The 15,635-nt window shown below is 63.4% G+C and carries 17 protein-coding genes; 7 read left to right on the plus strand and 10 right to left on the minus strand.

Annotation, left to right across the window (positions count from 1 at the left end; genetic code table 11):
• Positions 1 to 159 precede the first annotated feature (159 nt).
• Together AC19YY_RS01360 and AC19YY_RS01365 are read left to right on the plus strand one after the other, a co-directional pair.
• Entirely contained in the window at positions 160 to 819 is a 660-nt protein-coding gene (locus tag AC19YY_RS01360) for a FadR/GntR family transcriptional regulator (protein WP_432754585.1), read from the plus strand.
• Positions 809 to 2,089 carry a CynX/NimT family MFS transporter gene (locus AC19YY_RS01365; RefSeq protein WP_500603785.1) on the plus strand — a complete coding sequence of 427 codons (1,281 nt, stop codon included), beginning with the start codon at positions 809 to 811 and terminating at the stop codon, positions 2,087 to 2,089. The genes AC19YY_RS01360 and AC19YY_RS01365 overlap by 11 nt, the downstream gene beginning before the upstream one ends.
• Here the strand turns inward: AC19YY_RS01365 and AC19YY_RS01370 are convergent.
• The 8 genes from AC19YY_RS01370 to AC19YY_RS01405 all read right to left on the minus strand — a co-directional run bounded on the left by AC19YY_RS01370 (position 2,086) and on the right by AC19YY_RS01405 (position 9,893).
• On the minus strand, positions 2,086 to 2,733 hold the full coding sequence (locus AC19YY_RS01370; protein ID WP_170056777.1) for a DUF1120 domain-containing protein: 648 nt from the start codon (positions 2,731 to 2,733) through the stop codon (positions 2,086 to 2,088). The two genes, AC19YY_RS01365 and AC19YY_RS01370, sit on opposite strands and share 4 nt — an antisense overlap.
• 17 nt (positions 2,734 to 2,750) lie before the next feature.
• Positions 2,751 to 3,893, minus strand: coding sequence for a DUF1120 domain-containing protein (locus AC19YY_RS01375; protein ID WP_500603786.1), 1,143 nt, complete (start codon positions 3,891 to 3,893; stop codon positions 2,751 to 2,753).
• 11 nt (positions 3,894 to 3,904) lie between these two features.
• Positions 3,905 to 6,328: a fimbria/pilus outer membrane usher protein gene (locus AC19YY_RS01380; RefSeq protein WP_500603787.1), complete on the minus strand. Its 2,424-nt coding sequence runs from the start codon at positions 6,326 to 6,328 to the stop codon at positions 3,905 to 3,907.
• A 193-nt stretch (positions 6,329 to 6,521) separates the two neighbouring features.
• Complete coding sequence (locus tag AC19YY_RS01385; protein ID WP_170041793.1) at positions 6,522 to 7,223, minus strand: fimbria/pilus chaperone family protein; 702 nt, start codon at positions 7,221 to 7,223, stop codon at positions 6,522 to 6,524.
• A 33-nt stretch (positions 7,224 to 7,256) separates the two neighbouring features.
• A complete protein-coding gene (locus tag AC19YY_RS01390; RefSeq protein WP_170041794.1) occupies positions 7,257 to 7,883 on the minus strand; it encodes a DUF1120 domain-containing protein in 627 nt (208 codons plus the stop codon).
• Between the two features lie 90 nt (positions 7,884 to 7,973).
• Complete coding sequence (locus AC19YY_RS01395; protein WP_492633682.1) at positions 7,974 to 8,594, minus strand: DUF1120 domain-containing protein; 621 nt, start codon at positions 8,592 to 8,594, stop codon at positions 7,974 to 7,976.
• 25 nt (positions 8,595 to 8,619) lie between these two features.
• On the minus strand, positions 8,620 to 9,240 hold the full coding sequence (locus tag AC19YY_RS01400) for a DUF1120 domain-containing protein (RefSeq protein WP_169954519.1): 621 nt from the start codon (positions 9,238 to 9,240) through the stop codon (positions 8,620 to 8,622).
• 32 nt (positions 9,241 to 9,272) lie between these two features.
• Positions 9,273 to 9,893 (minus strand): DUF1120 domain-containing protein, encoded by a 621-nt coding sequence (locus AC19YY_RS01405; RefSeq protein ID WP_172312055.1) that lies wholly within the window; start codon positions 9,891 to 9,893, stop codon positions 9,273 to 9,275.
• Positions 9,894 to 10,290: 397 nt separating this feature from the next.
• On the opposite strand from AC19YY_RS01405, the gene AC19YY_RS01410 reads away from it, so the two are divergent.
• The 5 genes from AC19YY_RS01410 (at position 10,291) to AC19YY_RS01430 (ending at position 13,829) form a co-directional block, all read left to right on the plus strand.
• On the plus strand, positions 10,291 to 11,100 hold the full coding sequence (locus tag AC19YY_RS01410; protein ID WP_172312053.1) for a response regulator: 810 nt from the start codon (positions 10,291 to 10,293) through the stop codon (positions 11,098 to 11,100).
• Positions 11,101 to 11,294: 194 nt separating this feature from the next.
• Positions 11,295 to 11,930, plus strand: a complete 636-nt coding sequence (locus AC19YY_RS01415) for a response regulator (RefSeq protein ID WP_169954516.1) — start codon at positions 11,295 to 11,297, stop codon at positions 11,928 to 11,930.
• Positions 11,931 to 12,026: 96 nt separating this feature from the next.
• Positions 12,027 to 12,497, plus strand: coding sequence for a nuclear transport factor 2 family protein (locus AC19YY_RS01420; RefSeq protein WP_169954515.1), 471 nt, complete (start codon positions 12,027 to 12,029; stop codon positions 12,495 to 12,497).
• A gap of 36 nt (positions 12,498 to 12,533) precedes the next feature.
• The gene (locus AC19YY_RS01425) at positions 12,534 to 12,818 is read left to right on the plus strand and encodes a GIY-YIG nuclease family protein (protein WP_346266476.1); all 285 of its coding nucleotides are present in this window, start codon (positions 12,534 to 12,536) and stop codon (positions 12,816 to 12,818) included.
• An 81-nt stretch (positions 12,819 to 12,899) separates the two neighbouring features.
• On the plus strand, positions 12,900 to 13,829 hold the full coding sequence (locus tag AC19YY_RS01430; RefSeq protein WP_500603788.1) for a glutathione S-transferase family protein: 930 nt from the start codon (positions 12,900 to 12,902) through the stop codon (positions 13,827 to 13,829).
• A gap of 109 nt (positions 13,830 to 13,938) precedes the next feature.
• Here AC19YY_RS01430 and AC19YY_RS01435 read toward each other — a convergent pair whose 3' ends face one another.
• Together AC19YY_RS01435 and yejK are read right to left on the minus strand one after the other, a co-directional pair.
• The gene (locus tag AC19YY_RS01435) at positions 13,939 to 14,292 is read right to left on the minus strand and encodes a glutaredoxin family protein (protein WP_169954512.1); all 354 of its coding nucleotides are present in this window, start codon (positions 14,290 to 14,292) and stop codon (positions 13,939 to 13,941) included.
• The gene (gene yejK / locus AC19YY_RS01440) at positions 14,292 to 15,296 is read right to left on the minus strand and encodes a nucleoid-associated protein YejK (RefSeq protein ID WP_169954511.1); all 1,005 of its coding nucleotides are present in this window, start codon (positions 15,294 to 15,296) and stop codon (positions 14,292 to 14,294) included. The genes AC19YY_RS01435 and yejK overlap by 1 nt, the downstream gene beginning before the upstream one ends.
• Between the last annotated feature and the right edge of the window lie 339 nt (positions 15,297 to 15,635).

Consider the following 15,635-nt stretch of genomic DNA (forward strand, 5'->3'; position numbering starts at 1 on the left):
AAGACACCTGCGTTCAATAATTACCCTCAGAGGGTAATTTTACTAATCGAAAATTCCGTTCTTTTGCCCGCCTGAAAATCCTAGTGCGTTGCTTCCGTAGGCAACTCCGAATAGGCTGTACGAAAATTCATCCTATGATTGGACGAAAGCACCAGACCCATGCCAAACATCGCCCCGCTTATCAAACGCTCCCTGGTCGATCTGGCCCTCGATCAACTGCGCCAGCGCATCACCCAGGGCAAGTGGGCCATTGGTGAACGCCTGCCCACCGAGCCGGAGCTGTCTGCCGAGCTGGGCATCAGCCGCAACACCGTGCGCGAGGCGATGCGCGTGCTGGCGTTTTCCGGGTTGATCGAGATCCGCCAAGGGGACGGCAGCTACCTACGCTCGATGACCGACCCGTTGGGGGTGATGAATGCCATGTCTCATTGCACCCTGGTCCAGGCCCAGGAGACGCGGCAGATTCTCGAAGTCGAGGCCATTGGCCTGGCGGCCTTGCGCCGTACGCCGGAGGATTTGCTACAGCTGCGCCAGGCGCTGCAGGCCAGTGGCGAGCACTACCACGGCGACCTGGAGCACTACATCCAGTGCGACCTGGTGTTCCACAAGCGCCTGGTGGATGCGGCCCATAACCCGGCCCTGAGTGAGCTGTACCAGTACTTTTCGAGCATTGTCGGCGCCCAGTTGCGCCAAACCCTGAATATCAAGCCGCGCCGCCAGGCGGTATTCGACCTGCATGTCGAACTGCTCGAGGCCGTGGAACAGCAGGACCCGGAGCGTGCCAAGGCGCTGTCCCGGCAGTTGATCAATGAACCTTGAACCCGAGAACGCCATGCCCCGTGCAGATAACGCCCTTGAAGAATTGCTGATCGACGCCGAAGCCGATGATGCGGTGGTCCAGCACAGCCCGGTGCAGGTGCATCGCCCGTGGCTGTTGTTGCTGGGCCTGATCCTGGTGGCGTTGAACCTGCGTCCGGCGCTGTCGAGCATGGCGCCGTTGCTCAGCGAAGTGTCCAGCAGCCTGGGGCTGTCGGCGGCCCAGGCAGGGCTACTGACTACCTTGCCGGTGCTGTGCCTGGGCCTGTTTGCGCCCATGGCGCCGATCCTGGCCCGCCGTTTTGGCGCCGAGCGGGTGGTGCTGGGGATTTTATTGACCCTGGCCGCCGGGATCATTCTGCGCAGCTCGTTCGGTGAGGTCGGGCTGTTCGCCGGCAGCCTGCTGGCCGGGGCCAGTATCGGCATCATCGGGGTGTTGTTGCCGGGTATCGTCAAGCGTGACTTTGCCAGGCAGGCCGGGGCCATGACCGGTGTCTACACCATGGCCCTGTGCCTGGGCGCGGCGTTGGCGGCCGGTGCCAGCGTGCCGTTGAGCCACTATTTCGCCGACAGCTGGAACATCGGCCTGGGCTTCTGGATGCTGCCGGCACTGGTGGCGGCGCTGTTCTGGTTGCCGCAAGTGGGGCACAAACACGGTGCGCACCAGGTGGCTTATCGGGTCAAGGGGCTGTTGCGTGATCCGCTGGCCTGGCAGGTGACCTTGTATATGGGCCTGCAATCCTCCCTGGCCTACATCGTGTTCGGCTGGTTGCCGTCGATCCTCATCGGCCGTGGCCTGAGTGCCACCGAAGCCGGGTTGGCCCTGTCCGGCTCGATCATCGTGCAGTTGGCCAGTTCCCAGGCGGCACCCTGGTTGGCCACCCGTGGCAAGGACCAGCGCCTGGCAATCGTGGTGGTCATGCTGCTGACGCTCGGCGGTTTGTTCGGGTGCCTGTACGCACCGCTGGACGGTTTGTGGGGCTGGGCGATCCTGCTGGGCCTGGGCCAGGGTGGCACGTTCAGCCTGGCGCTGACCCTGATCGTGCTGCGCTCGCGCGACTCCCACGTGGCCGCCAACCTGTCGAGCATGGCCCAGGGCATCGGCTATACCCTGGCTTCCCTCGGCCCGTTCGCGGTCGGCCTGGTCCACGACTGGACCGGCGGCTGGACTGCCATCGGCTGGATTTTCGCGCTGATCGGCCTTGGCGCAATCGCCGCCGGGCTCGGCGCCGGGCGTGCGCTGTATGTGCAGGTCAGCAGCGAAAAACTCTAGAGGTACAGCACTTCCAGAGTCGCCGAGCCGTCGAGCGGGGTGTCGCGGCTCAGGTCCAGGTTCTGCCGGGCATTAATCACCGCTTCGACCTTGACCGTGCTGACCAGCTCCTGGATCGCCGACGGCCCGGCGGTGCTGCCCTGAATGTCGGTGAACCCCAAGTAGCTGTTGGCGCCGATATCGATGGGGTTGAGGTTGGCCGTGCGCCAGGCCAGGCCGCCTGTGGTGGACTCCGTGCCAAAGACCGTTGCGGTGCTGTCCACCAGGGTGTGGCGCGGGTCGAAACTCATGGAGTAGAGGCCGATGCGATTGCCGCTGTGGTCCAGCCCCAGCCCGTAGTAAATCTCGCTATTGACCGTGGCTGTGCCATCGCGATTGTCGCGCATGCGCAAGGCAAAGCGACTCGGGGCGTTGCAGCCGATACTGACTTGCAATTGCTTGATTGGCAGGCGCGTACCGCGTTCGAGGTTCAGGTCCTGCTGGGAAATCTTGCCGTAGTCGATCAGCCCGCCACTGGACAGCAGTGGGGTGCAGGCGGTGGGCGTGATCCGGCCCGTGACGCTCAGGTCGACGGTCGAGGCAGCTGTCGCAGGGAGGGCGGCCCACAGCAGCAGGGAAGAAACAGCCAGGCTCAAGTTGTTCATAAGACAGGTTCCAGAGGTCAGAGGTAGATGATTTCGAGGGTGCCGGAGCCGTTGATATGCACCACGTTGCGCAGGTCCAGGGACTGGATCGGAGCCAGGTAGGCCTTGACGCGTACCGTGCCGGCCAGGTGCTGGATGGCAATCGGGCCCTGGGTGTTGCCGACGCTGTTGGTGAAGCCCATCAGGCTGTTGGCGGCGATTGGGATTTGCCGGGCACTGGAGCTGCTCCACGCCCGGCCATTGCTGGTGGAGTCGGTGCGATACAGCGTGCCGAAACTATCGGCGCTGAAGTCTGCGGGGTCGATGTTCAGGTAGTAGCGTCCGATCTTGTTCCGGCTGGCGTCCAGGTCCAGGCCGTAGGCGGTTTCATCGGTGCCGCCGGTAGCCGAGCCGAAGCGGTTGTCATGCATCAGCAAGGCAAAGCGTGCGGGCGCATCGCAGCTCACGGAAAACTGCAAGGTGCGGGTGGGCAGTGGGTTTTCTTGGGTGGCGCTCAGGTCCTTGGCCAGCAACGTGCCGTAGTCCACCAGGCCGCCATTGGACAGCAATGGGGTGCAGGCGGCTGGGGCGAAGTGGGCGTGCAGGGTCAGTTCCCGGTAGCGCCCGCTCTGGCGTGCGTCGAATGTCCCGGACACTTCCCAGGTGGTTGCCTCACGCACGTGGGTGGCGGCCACATCGGCCCAGGCGCTGAGGCTCAGTTGCAGGGAAAACTGCCGGCCCTGGACCACGCTGGCACCTTGTACCGGTGCGACGCCATGGCCTGGCCGCCAGCTCAATGCGCTAGCGACGCTGGCCGGTGGCTGGCCGGCGCCAGGCAACAACCCCAGCTCCACGGCCTGGCCATCCAGCACGCCATCGCTGACATGCAGGGCATAGGTGCCGTGCTCGGTAAATTGCAGGCGGTGTGCATTTGCAGCCAGGGCTCTATAAAACACGCTCATGTCCGACGGTTGCGGGCAATTGAGGTTCAGGCTCAAGCGGCGTTCGCCGAGCAGACGCTGGGGGGCACTGTCGTTTTGTGCAAGACGGCTCATCTGGCCGAAGTCCAGCAGCGACTCGCTGATATTCAACTGGCACTCGTCATTGGCCAGGGCGTTGCCGGCGAGGCCGACGCTCAGCACTGCAGCGGTCAGTCGCCGCAGGGCGCGCAGAAGGGGCATGGTGATCTTCCTCATAAGGGGTTGCAGCGCGCGGGCGCGGTTTCGAAATACACCTGGGGATCGCCCTTGGCCGGCAGTTCGAACTGCAGCCGGCAACGCGCCAGACCTGGCGCGCTGACCCACAATCCCGATGGCTCCAGCACGTTGGGCAGAAACACCTGGCCGCTGTCCTGGACCAGGGTCACGAACTCGCCGCTGGCGGTACTGACCGAGGCCCCGCGGGGCAACAGCACGCCCTGTTCGGTGCGTGCGGTGAGCAACACCCGGCGGGTCAACGTCACTGCGAAGTCCACCCGATCCACCGCCCCGCGCCCGGCCGAGATCATCGTCAGGCCATTGTTGATATCGGCATTGCGCGGCAGCGAGCGGGTCTGCACTTCCACCGGGCTGCGGCCATAGGCGCTCACCTGGGCGACGACGGCCTGGCCTTGCCAGTCGGTCCATACCGGGCCGCTGGGGGTGCTCAGCTTGATCCCGCCCATGTCGCCCACCGCGACCACGGCAAAGGTGTCGCGCACCGGATAAGGGGAAAACGTCACGCCGCCGCCGTGCACCACCACGCCGCCGCGGGCGCTGCCCTGGTAGCTTGAACGCTCGGCGTCGGAGCGGCTGTAACTGAAGTCCAGCTGGCTGTAGCGGGGCAGGGCGGAGACGCCGAGGGTGGTTTCCACTTGTTGGTCACGGGTGTCGTGTTCGGCGCTGACGCGATAACTCAGTTGATCGTCGATCTGTTCGTTCAGTCCCAGCCCCGTGCGATGTTCGCCGCCCGAATTGCGGACCCAGCCCCGCACCCGACGGTTCTCACCCAACGGCAGGCTGACATTCAGGTACACCGCGTTGTCCTGCTGCTGGTGCCCGCCCATCTGCCACTCGGCACTGGCCGACAACGACACGCTACCGACGCTGGTGCCCCAGGACGCCAGGCCGCGGCTGCTGCTGTCGCCATCAAAGCTGCTGGAGCGCGACACCCCGGCACTGAACGCCCCCAGCCATGGGTGGGACCAGCCCACCGTGGCGCTCTGTTGATCGCGATAACGGGAGCGGCGCTGCTGGGTGGATTGCGGTTCATAGGTGGCTTCTTCCAGTTCCCGGTAGCCCGGTGTGCGCCAGGAGTTGGCCACGCTGAACGCCCATTGTTCATTCAGGCGCTGGGACCATGACAGGTCGGTCTGCACCCCCCGCACTTTGTCCGGGGCCTGGGTGTCGGCCACTTGGGTGGCCAATTGCACCTGGCTGTCGAGCCACGGCAGCCACCCCAGGCTCAGCCCCGCCGCCCGGTATTCGCTGGACGCCAGCACGCCACTGCCCAGGGACAGCTGCGGATGTACAGCGCCGGTCCAGCCCGCGCTGACCACCCACGGATCGTCGCCCTGGGCATCGCCGATATTGCGCACGCGGCCTGCCGCCACCGAGTACCCCGGCGCGGGCAACCCAAGGCCGAGCATGGCGGCGGGGACCGTAAAGCGGCGTTCGCCACCGCTGCTTTCCTTGACCGTGACTTCGACGTCCGAGCGTGAGTTCAGACGGCGCACATCGGTTAGGGAAAACGGCCCGGCTGGCACCACTGTGGAGTGAATCAACGCGCCGTTCTGCCGCACCTCGACCTGGGCCGGACTGTTGGCGATGCCTTCGATGGTTGCGCCCTGGCCTTGCTCCTGCAGGGCCTGTTCGGTGAGCACTTGCACCCCGGTGATCTGCGCGCCGGCCAGTACCGGGTTGTAGAGGTTGATTTGCCCCGTCTGCAGCACTGCCTGATGGTTGGCAAAGGTGCGTTGGGCGTAGGCTTCCAGGTGGGTGCTGCGCGACAGGCCATCCTGCCAGGTCTGTACCTGGCGGCTGCGCACGATCCAGTCACCGGCGTTGAAACCCACTTCGGTGTTGGCCGAGCCGAACCGGCTGTCGTCGTCACCGAAGCGGTTGTAGAACCCGGTGAGATCGTAATTGAGCAGGCCGGCAAACCCCCCGGTCCGATAGCCCGAGACGTCCTGTTGCAACGGCCGCAGCGCCTCGGTCGGCACCACCAGCGATACGCTGAGGTTGGCCGGATCGGGTTCTACCAGGCTTTGCGGATACTGCGCGAGCACATCGTGACAGGGGCCGCTGTCATCGGGTACCACCAGGTTGGCGGCGTCCAGCAAGGCCTGGTCAAAGCACAGGCGGCCCTGTGCATCGAAGCGCACTTCCAGGCGCCCGCGGTGCTGGCCATTGACCCGCAGGGTCACGGCGTGCTGGCCTGCGGTAAAACGCGGGGCGTCCAGTAGCAGGCTGGCCAACTGCGGGTCGATACCGCGCTGGTGCAGGGTGGTGGCGTCGAAGCCCGGCTGCTCCTGGGCCCAGCCCGTGGCGGGCAATAGGACTCCCGCCAGCAGCAGGGTGGGGAAGGTGAACCGTGTGGGCACGGCGTTGCCGGCACGGCAGCTCAATACTGTTTTCACGAAAGGCACTCGAGTGATGGGCGTCTGTGCGCCCTGGCGACGGTCTTCGAGCAGGCCCACTGTGGGCGCCGGCTGACCAGCGAAAGCCATCGACGATTGCGCGGGGGGCCTGGTGCCTCGCGTTGCTCTCGGTTTTTTCGCCGGCAAGCCGGCGCCTACAGGGGGGCAGGACGCCTGGCTCTTGGTTTTTTCGTCAGGTGATAGGGGCTTCGTAGGCGGCCACGGCAAAGCCATAGACGGTGGCCGGTTGCAGCCGCACTTTGCTGGCAGGGCCGCCGGTGGCCGGCACACTCAGGGTTTCCCCCGGCAACACGTAGGTGCGTGGCAGCATGGCCTTGCCATCGCCGGGCAGCAGGCGCAGTTCCTGGGCCAGGCGCACTACATACGGGCTGTCGTTGCGCACCTGCAGGGTGTTGCCGTGCTGCGACCAGGTGAGGCCGGTCCAGGGCGTGCGATTGGGCGCCAGGCCTTTTGGATGAATGATCACCGGCAGGTTCTGGCGGACCGTCACCCCCACACGGGCATGCCCCGCTTCGGTGGCCGGGCGGCCCTGGGGCATACCTTCGAAGATCGCCCGCTTCAGCCGTTGGGTCAGCAGCGGTTGCGGGCTTTGCAGGATAAACCGCACCAGTTGCGATTTGCCCGCCTCCACCCGCGACAGCGGCGGCGTGACCACCAGCAGCGGTTCGCTGTCTTCGGGAATGTCTTGCAAGGTGACGTGCAGCAGGGCCAGTTGGCTGTCGGTATTGGTGACCGAAACAGCGGCCTCACCTTCGGCTTCGTAGACGATGACCACGGAGGTATCCGGGACCATGCCGTCGGCCTGCGCAAGGGCGCCAAACAGCAGTGTCAGGGCCACGATGCAGGCCCTGGTGTTGAACAATGTCGTCGTCATGACGGGGTTTTCCATGGGGGCTGCGTGAAGAGGTCAGAGGTAGCGCAAGTCCAGCACGATGGAGCCATCGAGCGGCACTTCCTGATTGAGGGTCAGGTACTGGGCGAAGTTGATGGACGTGTCGATGCGTAACTGGGCGCTCAACTGGCCGATAAAGTCGGGTTGGCGGTCACCGGGCGGGGCAAAGCCGACATAGGATTTGGGGTAGGCATTGGGTTCCGGCGACCAGGTTTCACCGTTGTCGCTGGAGGCCAGGGTTTGCATGGGTTGCGCGTCACCCACCGGGTTGCGGTAAGACAGCGCCACCGATCCCAGGCGCTCGGCCGGGACGTGAATGTTGCGGCCCAGGCCGTAGAAAAAACCGGGCGCCAGTGAGGACTCGGCGCGGTTGTCCAGCCCCACCAGGGCAAACAGCATCGGCCTGTTGCACTGCACGTTGAGCTCCAGCAATTGGCTGGGCAGCACGGTGAACTCGTTGGAGATCAATGTATGGGCAGGAATCTTCCCGTGATCGACCGTGCCGTCGTCAGACAGCGTGACGTGGCAGGCATCCGGTGTCAGGCGGCCGGTCACTACAAGGTCGACAAAGGAAGCGGCTAAGGTCGCCGCAGTGGTCGTCAACAAAAGCAATACTGTCAGGAGGCGAGGGAGCGTGTTCATCAGTGGGCGCCACGGGTCGGGGTGAATGCGGGCGATACAAAAACAACGCCCATGCCGCAGAGGGGTTGCCAGGCATGGGCGCCCATGGCGTTACAGGTATTTCACTTCAAGGGTTGCCGAGCCGTCGAGGGTGACCTCGTTGCTCAGGTCCAGGCCGTCGGTACGGGCGATGCTGGTGACGACCAGCAGCTCGGTGACCATTTCCTTGACGGAGGCGGGCTGGGTGGCGTCGTCCAGGGCGGCGACTGCCATGTACAAGCCCGCGTCCCAGAACTTCTCGCTGTACCAAGTGTTGCCGCCGTCCCCGGAAGCAATCGGTTGCATCGCCACGCCATCGGCCACGGGATTGCGCAAGGTCAGTTGATACCAGCCCAGCTTCTGGGTGCCGTTGATCAGGCCCAGGCCGTAGTCGGAGGCCACGGTGGAGGATCCGGCACGGTTATCGATGGAGTGCAGGGCAAACTGAATCGGCGCATCGCACAGCACAGCCAGGGTGATGACGTGGCTGCCGATATGCGTCGGGTTGTCGGGGCGCAAGTCCTTGGCGGAAATCTTGCCGTGGTCGATCACCCCGCCGCCGGACAGGTTGGGGGTGCAGGCGCTAGGCACAATCAAGCCCTTGACGGTGAGGTCGACGGTCGATGCGGCGTAGGTGCTGGCGCAACCGAGCAGCATCAGGCTGGTGGCGAGGGCGGTAAACAGGGGCTTCATGGGGACGAATTCCTTTCGATTAGGTTTATAGATAGGTGACTTGGACCGTGGCGTGCCCATCGACGGGGACTTCGTCGGTCAGGGTCAGGCCATCGGCGGGGGCGATGTGGGTGTACAGGCGGATCTGTGCGTCGAAGTCCCGTACCGCAATCGGCACCAGTTGGTTGCCCAGGGCGACGGCCGTCAGCATGTTGTGGGTGAGCAGGCTGGTGGGTAGCCAGGTCACGCCGCCGTCCACGGAAGTGATGGTGCGCACCGCCACACCATCGGCCACGGGGGCATACAGATGGAACGCGGCACCGCCGAGTTTTTCCCCTTCTGCCGTCATGCCCAGGCCATGCCAGCTGGCGTGGTTGGCCGAGGAACCGGCGCGGTTGTCGACCGTGGTCAGGGTGAAGAACGTCGGCGCCTCGCAGCGCACGCTCAACTGCATGGATTGGCTGGGCAGTGCGGTGTACTGCTCGGCCTGGAGATCCCTGGCGGCCATTTTTCCGTAGTCGACCATGCCACCGCCGGAGATCAGCGGCGCACAGGCGCTGGGGGTAATGGTGCCTTTGACGGCGAGGTCGGTGCTGCTGGCGGCCAGGGCCAGTGGTGAGGCGGCAAGCCACAACACGGCCAATGGAATAGCGGTGGAAAAATGCATGATTGGAACCTTCCGTGTGGACGGGGTTTTAGTTACAGGTACAGCACTTCCAGGGTCGCGGAGCCGTCGATGGGCGTCTCTTGACTGAAGTCGAACTGGTCGGCACGGGCGATGCTGGCGCCGACTTCCAGGTCCATCACCAGGCTCTTGACCGGCAGCAGGGTGGTGGCGTCGTCTAGGGCGCCGGCGCCCCATAGGGTCTGCAGTTCCCAGTTGCGCTCGTTGTACCAGGTGCGGCCACCGTCACCGGAGGCGATAGGTTGCACACTCACGCCGTCGGCGAGCATGTTCAGCGGGGTCAGGTAAAACCGGCCCAACCGCTTGTTGCCATTGACCAGGCCCAGGCCGAAGTCGCTGCCGCTGGTGGAGGTGCCACTGCGGTTGTCGATGGGGTTGAGGGCGAAGGGAATGGTTGCATCGCAATCGATGGTCAATTGCAGCGTCACCCGGGGCAATGACGTGGGATTGTTCTGGAGCAGGTCCTTGGCGGCGATTTTTCCGTGGTCCACCACGCCCCCGGCGGAAAGCGCGGGAGTACAAGCATTCGGGGTGATCAGGCCTTTGACGGCCAGGTCCACGCTGCTGGCGGCGAAGGCGGAGGTAGCGCTGGCGAGCAACAGGGCGGTGCCCACCAGGTTTAGCGACTTGTTCATTTCAGGTTGTTCCAGTGCAAGTTCGGCGATTGATGCGTGCAGCCGGCAGTGCCTGTCCCTTGGAAGGGGCGGGTTGCAAGGCGGCTTGGCGTATCTGTTTCGGGGTGGCCGCAGTGCGGCCTGCCCGTTCCCTCTGATTGGGGTGGAGCGCAATTTAGCGACGGGGGGGAGCGGGGGAAATACAACTATTACGACAATCACCGGGAGGCGGAAATCAGTTTTGTTTGTGTCGGAATAGGTTGCTGGATATGTAGGAAAGTTGGGTTTTTCGTAGTTGTTGCATCGTCATGCCGCCATCCATAAGGCTATTTTCAGGCGGCGATAGCAGTCATGAGGGTTTGGCTGTTGCGTCAGCGCCGTCGTGCGCTGCAGGACGGATCGTCACAATGAGGTGAACATGGAGACTGACGTATCGTTGAGCGCAGTGCTTTCCCGTGAATTGACACCCTCGAGCGCCCCCCCATTGCATTGGCAGCACCTGACCGTATTGGTGGTGGAAGACCACTCCACCTACCGCGCGCTGATGGGCTGGTTCCTGAAAAAACTGGGGCTGGGCCATCACTTGGTTGGCGACGGGCAACACGGCCTGGCTGCCCTGGCCGAACGTCCTTTCGATCTGGTGATCAGCGATTGCCAGATGCCACTGATGGACGGCTACACCATGAGCCGGGCGATCCGCCTGCGCGAACACGCCAACGCACAGCGGCGTGTACCGATCATTGCCTTGACCGGCAACCTGGTCCACGACGATCCCCAACGCTGTCGTGATGCCGGCATGGACGCCTGGTTGCTCAAGCCGCTGAGCCTCGAGCAACTGCATGGCGTGCTGGCGCTATGGCTACCCGGCCCGGCCACCATCGCCCCGAGTGCCATCGCGCCGGTGCCCTGGCCGACCCGTGCCGGCCTGATCGAGACCTTTGGCGATGCCCGCGTAGTGGACCAGATGCTCACCAGCCTGCTGTGCGAAGCCCGGGAAGACAGCGCCGCCCTGGCTCACGCGCGCCAAGCCCTGGATGCGCCGTTGACCGCCGAGCGCCTGCACCGCCTGGTGGGCAGCCTGGCGTTCCTCGGCGTCGCCGAACTGGAGCTGCGCGGGATGAGCCTGATCGAGCGCATCCACACCCAGGGCATAGTGCTGAGCAAACAGCAGTTGGACGCCTTCCAGGAGGACTTGCGGGCGTACCTTCGTTACTTGGGGGCGTTGTGATCAGGGGGGCTTGTAGGTCATTGCCAATCTGTACTGCGGGTTATGTATGTAGGTAATTTCTGTTTACTTTGTAGGCTTTAAAAAAATCACTACAAAACACTGATCGCCACGCAAAAGCCTGGGGTATGGACGGTTGTTGAGGGCCGCTGGCGAGGGTATTTTGCGGGCTCAGTTGCCATCATCCGTGGGGATTTATGCTTCGCGTAATTATTGCTGACGATCATCCCATTGTGCGTATCGGGCAGAGAGTGGTGATCGAGGCGAACGGTCGGTGCAAAGTGGTGGGGGAGGCTGACGGGCCCGATGAGCTGCTGCGGTTACTGCAAACCACTGCGTGCGATGTGCTGGTGACCGACTTCGCCATGCCCGGCGGGCAGCAGGCCGATGGCTACGGCTTGCTCAGCCTGTTGCACCGCCAGTATCCACAGTTGCCGGTGATCCTGGTGACCATGTTTGCCAACGTCGCCACCCTACGGGCTTCTTTTGCCCATGGCGCCCAGGCCATTGTCGCCAAGAGTGCTTCGGCCAAGGAGTTGCCCCAGGCGATCAAGACGGTGAGCGCCGGCCAGACCTTTGTCAGTGAATGCCTGCGGGTGCAACTGGTGGAGGCGGGCACCGGCGATCAGTCGCAACAACCGCAATTGTCCGGCAAGGAACGGGAAGTGGTGCGCATGCTCGCCAGCGGCATGACGGTCAGCCAGATCGCTGCTCGGGTCAATCGCAGTATTTCCACCATCAGCAAACAGAAAAGCACGGCCATGAACCGCCTGTGTATTTCCACCGACGTGGATCTGTTCGCCTATGCCCGTAGCTGCGGCATGGTGCCTTAGGGGTTTACCCCTGGCATTCCCGGGATTGATGCCGATGGCGTTGCAGGCCATTGCACACTATCGTGACTGACTTCCCACCTTTGCCGGATGCAACCCATGAGCGACGCCCACAACGCCCTGATCAGCGAGTTCTACAGCGCCTTCCAGCGCCTGGATGCCGAGGCCATGAGTGCCTGCTACACCGAGGATGTGCGGTTCAGCGACCCGGCGTTCGGTGAACTGCGCGGGCGCGATGCCGGCGACATGTGGCGCATGCTCACCACTCGGGCCAAGGACTTTTCCCTGACCTTCGACCAGGTGCGCAGCGACGACACCCTCGGCAGCGCCCATTGGGTGGCGACGTATCTGTTCAGCCAGACCGGCAACACCGTGGTCAACGATATCCAGGCCCGTTTTGTGTTTCGCGACGGCAAGATCTGCGAGCACCACGACCACTTCGACCTGTGGCGTTGGTCGCGCCAGGCCCTGGGTGCGAAGGGCCTGCTGCTGGGCTGGACGCCGCTGGTGCGCAACGCGGTGCGCGCCCAGGCGTTGAAAGGGTTGAAGGCGTTCCAGGCCAGTCGTTGATAAGATTGGCGCTCTTTTCGTTTGCCAGAACCTTTTGTGAACAATCCACCTGAACCCATCGCGCCCAAGCCCTGGTTTGTCTACCTGGTGCGGGCGGCCAATGGCTCGCTCTATTGCGGGATCAGCAACGATCCGCTGCGCCGCTTTGCGATGCATCAGAGCGGCAAGGGCGCGCGGTTTTTCCTGTCCAGCCCGGCGGTCGCGCTGGTGTATACCGAGGCCTGCGCGAGCAAGGGCGAGGCGCTGCGCCAGGAACGCCTGATAAAAAAGCTCAAGAAAAGCGCCAAGGAGTGTCTGGCCCGGGCTTATCAATCTGACTGATCAGTTCCCATCAGGCCAATGGCTAGGCCGCAGGGTTTTTGCACGATAATCTGGTCGCTCCTTCATCTGGCGGAGTCCGGCATGTCTGAGTTGATCCTGCACCACTACCCCCAATCCCCTTTCGCGGAAAAAGCCCGCCTGCTCCTGGGCTACAAAGGGCTGTCCTGGCATTCGGTGACCATTCCCCCGGTGATGCCCAAGCCCGACCTGACGGCCCTGACCGGCGGCTACCGTAAAACCCCGGTGCTGCAAGTGGGTGCAGATATTTACTGCGACACTGCGCTGATCGCACTCCGCCTGGAACAGGAAAAGGCCACGCCGCCGCTGTTTCCCGAAGGCCAGGAACTGGTCAGCCAGAGCTTTGCCGCCTGGGCCGATTCGGTGGTGTTTTCCCATGCCGTGGCCTTGGTGTTCCAGCCCGAATCCCTGGCCGTGAAATTTGCCAAGGTGCCGCCGCAGTTGCTGCAGGTGCTGGTGGCCGACCGCAGCAAGATGTTCGGCGACGGCAGCGCCAGCCGCGTGCCACTGGACGTGGCGCGGCACCAGTGGCCGGCAATCATTGCGCGCCTTGAGCAGCAATTGCAGCGCCAGTCGGGGGATTTCCTGTTTGGCGAGCCATCGATTGCCGACTTTGCCATGGCCCATCCGTTGTGGTTCCTCAAAGGCTCGTCGGTGACCTCGCCGCTGGTGGATAACTATCCGGCTGCCAGCGCCTGGCTGGCGCGGGTCCTGGGCTTTGGGCATGGCACTGCCAGCGAGATGAGTGCCGGGCAGGCCCTGGAAATCGCCCGCGATAGCGCGCCTGCAGCGTTGCCGGATGAAGTGTTTGCAGAGCCCAACGGGTTCAAGGTCGGCCAGCAAGTGACCATCGCCGCGACCGACTATGGCGTCGACCCGGTGGCGGGGGAGTTGATGTTTGCCGGCCGTGAAGAACTGATCCTGCGTCGCGAGGATGAGCGCGGCGGCACTGTGCATGTGCACTTTCCGCGCCTGGGCTTCTTAATCCGTTAATCAAACCGCTGTAGGCGTGGGTTAATGCGCAGATCAAATGTGGGAGCGGGCAAGCCCGCTCCCACATTTGATCTGCGCTTAACTGATCGGCATTAGGGCTTGCTCGCGCCTACAGGTTCAGGGCGGACAGGATGGCATCCGGGTTGTAGTCGCGAATCTGCGTGCCATTCACGTCCACAAATGGAATCCCGCCGCCTCCCAGGGCCTCATAGGCCTTGCGGCCCTGGGTATCCTTTTCGATATCCACGCTCTTGTAGGGAATGCCTTTCTGATCGAGGAACCGCTGGGTCTGCTTGCAGTACCCGCACCACTCGGTGGTGTACAGCGTCACCCGGGCGGTGGCCCGCACCTGCTCCGGCACCACCTGCGAGGGGTTGAACAACCGCTCGATCTTGCCCCAGTTCTGGATCGCCACCACCACCAGCAGCACCAGCAGGACTTTCTTCAGGACCCCGCCGAGCATCAGTTACGGCGCTTGAGCTGGTCGGTCAGTTGGGTCGGCAAGCCCTTGATGATCAGGGTGCCGGCGGCTTCGTCATACTCGATCTTGTCGCCCAGCAGGTGCGCTTCAAAGCTGATGGACAAGCCTTCGGCGCGCCCGGTGAAGCGGCGGAACTGGTTGAGGGTGCGCTTATCGGCGGGGATTTCCGGTGACAGGCCGTAGTCCTTGTTGCGGATATGGTCGTAGAACGCCTTTGGCCGATCTTCATCGATCAAGCCCGACAGTTCTTCCAGGCCCATCGGCTCGCCGAGCTTGGCCTGGCTGCTGGCGTAGTCCACCAGGGTCTTGGTCTTCTCGCGGGCGGACTCGTCCGGCAGGTCTTCGCTCTCGACGAAGTCGCTGAAGGCCTTGAGCAGGGTGCGGGTCTCGCCCGGGCCGTCGACGCCTTCCTGGCAGCCGATAAAGTCGCGGAAGTACTCCGAGACCTTCTTGCCGTTCTTACCCTTGATAAACGAGATGTACTGCTTGGACTGCTTGTTGTTCTGCCATTCGGACACGTTGATCCGTGCCGCCAGGTGCAACTGGCCCAGGTCCAGGTGGCGCGAGGGCGTCACGTCCAGCTCGTCGGTCACCGCCACGCCTTCGCTGTGGTGCAGCAGGGCGATGGCCAGGTAGTCGGTCATGCCCTGTTGATAGTGGGCAAACAGCACGTGGCCGCCGACAGAGAGGTTGGATTCCTCCATCAGCTTCTGCAGGTGTTCCACGGCAATCCGGCTGAAGGCGGTGAAATCCTTGGCGCCGTCGAAATATTCCTTCAACCAGCCGCTGAACGGGTGCGCGCCGGACTCGGCATGGAACAAACCCCAGGCCTTGCCTTGCTTGGCGTTATAGCTCTCGTTGAGGTCGGCGAGCATGTTCTCGATGGCGGCGGACTCGGCCAGTTCGGAGTCACGGGCGTGGAGAACTGCGGGCGTGCCGTCGGGTTTTTTGTCGATCAGGTGGACGATGCAGTGACGGATCGGCATGGGCTTCTCGGCTGGTTGGGCGGGAGCGGTTGGCCTCCCGGAAAAAGTCGCCAGTGTACCGCACCCGTTGGTCGCGGCGTCGTTTGCAGCGGTTTTGGCAGGCCTCTGACGGCCCATATGCCTTTTTTTCACGGTTTAGAGCGATAAAGCTGACCAAATGGGTAGGTAGAAGCGGATATTTCCCCGTCTCTGTGCTAGTTTTGCCCCGTCTTACGCGATGTATCGGCGTTAAGCGTGCATTCAGCATTTGTCAGGTCGAACCAAACCCCGTTTCAAGCATCTATAACCCCGATCTCTCGCGGTTATGGCCAGGGGTGCCAGGCCTTGACGGTCGGGCTC

The organism is Pseudomonas sp. MF09156, from assembly GCF_059862305.1.

Coding starts and splice junctions, on each gene's coding strand:
- AC19YY_RS01360 (WP_432754585.1), top strand. CDS start 160: ATGCCAAACATCGCCCCGCTTATCAAACGCTCCCTGGTCGATCTGGCC.
- AC19YY_RS01365 (WP_500603785.1), top strand. CDS start 809: ATGAACCTTGAACCCGAGAACGCCATGCCCCGTGCAGATAACGCCCTT.
- AC19YY_RS01370 (WP_170056777.1), bottom strand. CDS start 2,733: ATGAACAACTTGAGCCTGGCTGTTTCTTCCCTGCTGCTGTGGGCCGCC.
- AC19YY_RS01375 (WP_500603786.1), bottom strand. CDS start 3,893: ATGCCCCTTCTGCGCGCCCTGCGGCGACTGACCGCTGCAGTGCTGAGC.
- AC19YY_RS01385 (WP_170041793.1), bottom strand. CDS start 7,223: ATGACGACGACATTGTTCAACACCAGGGCCTGCATCGTGGCCCTGACA.
- AC19YY_RS01390 (WP_170041794.1), bottom strand. CDS start 7,883: ATGAACACGCTCCCTCGCCTCCTGACAGTATTGCTTTTGTTGACGACC.
- AC19YY_RS01395 (WP_492633682.1), bottom strand. CDS start 8,594: ATGAAGCCCCTGTTTACCGCCCTCGCCACCAGCCTGATGCTGCTCGGT.
- AC19YY_RS01400 (WP_169954519.1), bottom strand. CDS start 9,240: ATGCATTTTTCCACCGCTATTCCATTGGCCGTGTTGTGGCTTGCCGCC.
- AC19YY_RS01405 (WP_172312055.1), bottom strand. CDS start 9,893: ATGAACAAGTCGCTAAACCTGGTGGGCACCGCCCTGTTGCTCGCCAGC.
- AC19YY_RS01410 (WP_172312053.1), top strand. CDS start 10,291: ATGGAGACTGACGTATCGTTGAGCGCAGTGCTTTCCCGTGAATTGACA.
- AC19YY_RS01415 (WP_169954516.1), top strand. CDS start 11,295: ATGCTTCGCGTAATTATTGCTGACGATCATCCCATTGTGCGTATCGGG.
- AC19YY_RS01420 (WP_169954515.1), top strand. CDS start 12,027: ATGAGCGACGCCCACAACGCCCTGATCAGCGAGTTCTACAGCGCCTTC.
- AC19YY_RS01430 (WP_500603788.1), top strand. CDS start 12,900: ATGTCTGAGTTGATCCTGCACCACTACCCCCAATCCCCTTTCGCGGAA.
- AC19YY_RS01435 (WP_169954512.1), bottom strand. CDS start 14,292: ATGCTCGGCGGGGTCCTGAAGAAAGTCCTGCTGGTGCTGCTGGTGGTG.
- yejK (WP_169954511.1), bottom strand. CDS start 15,296: ATGCCGATCCGTCACTGCATCGTCCACCTGATCGACAAAAAACCCGAC.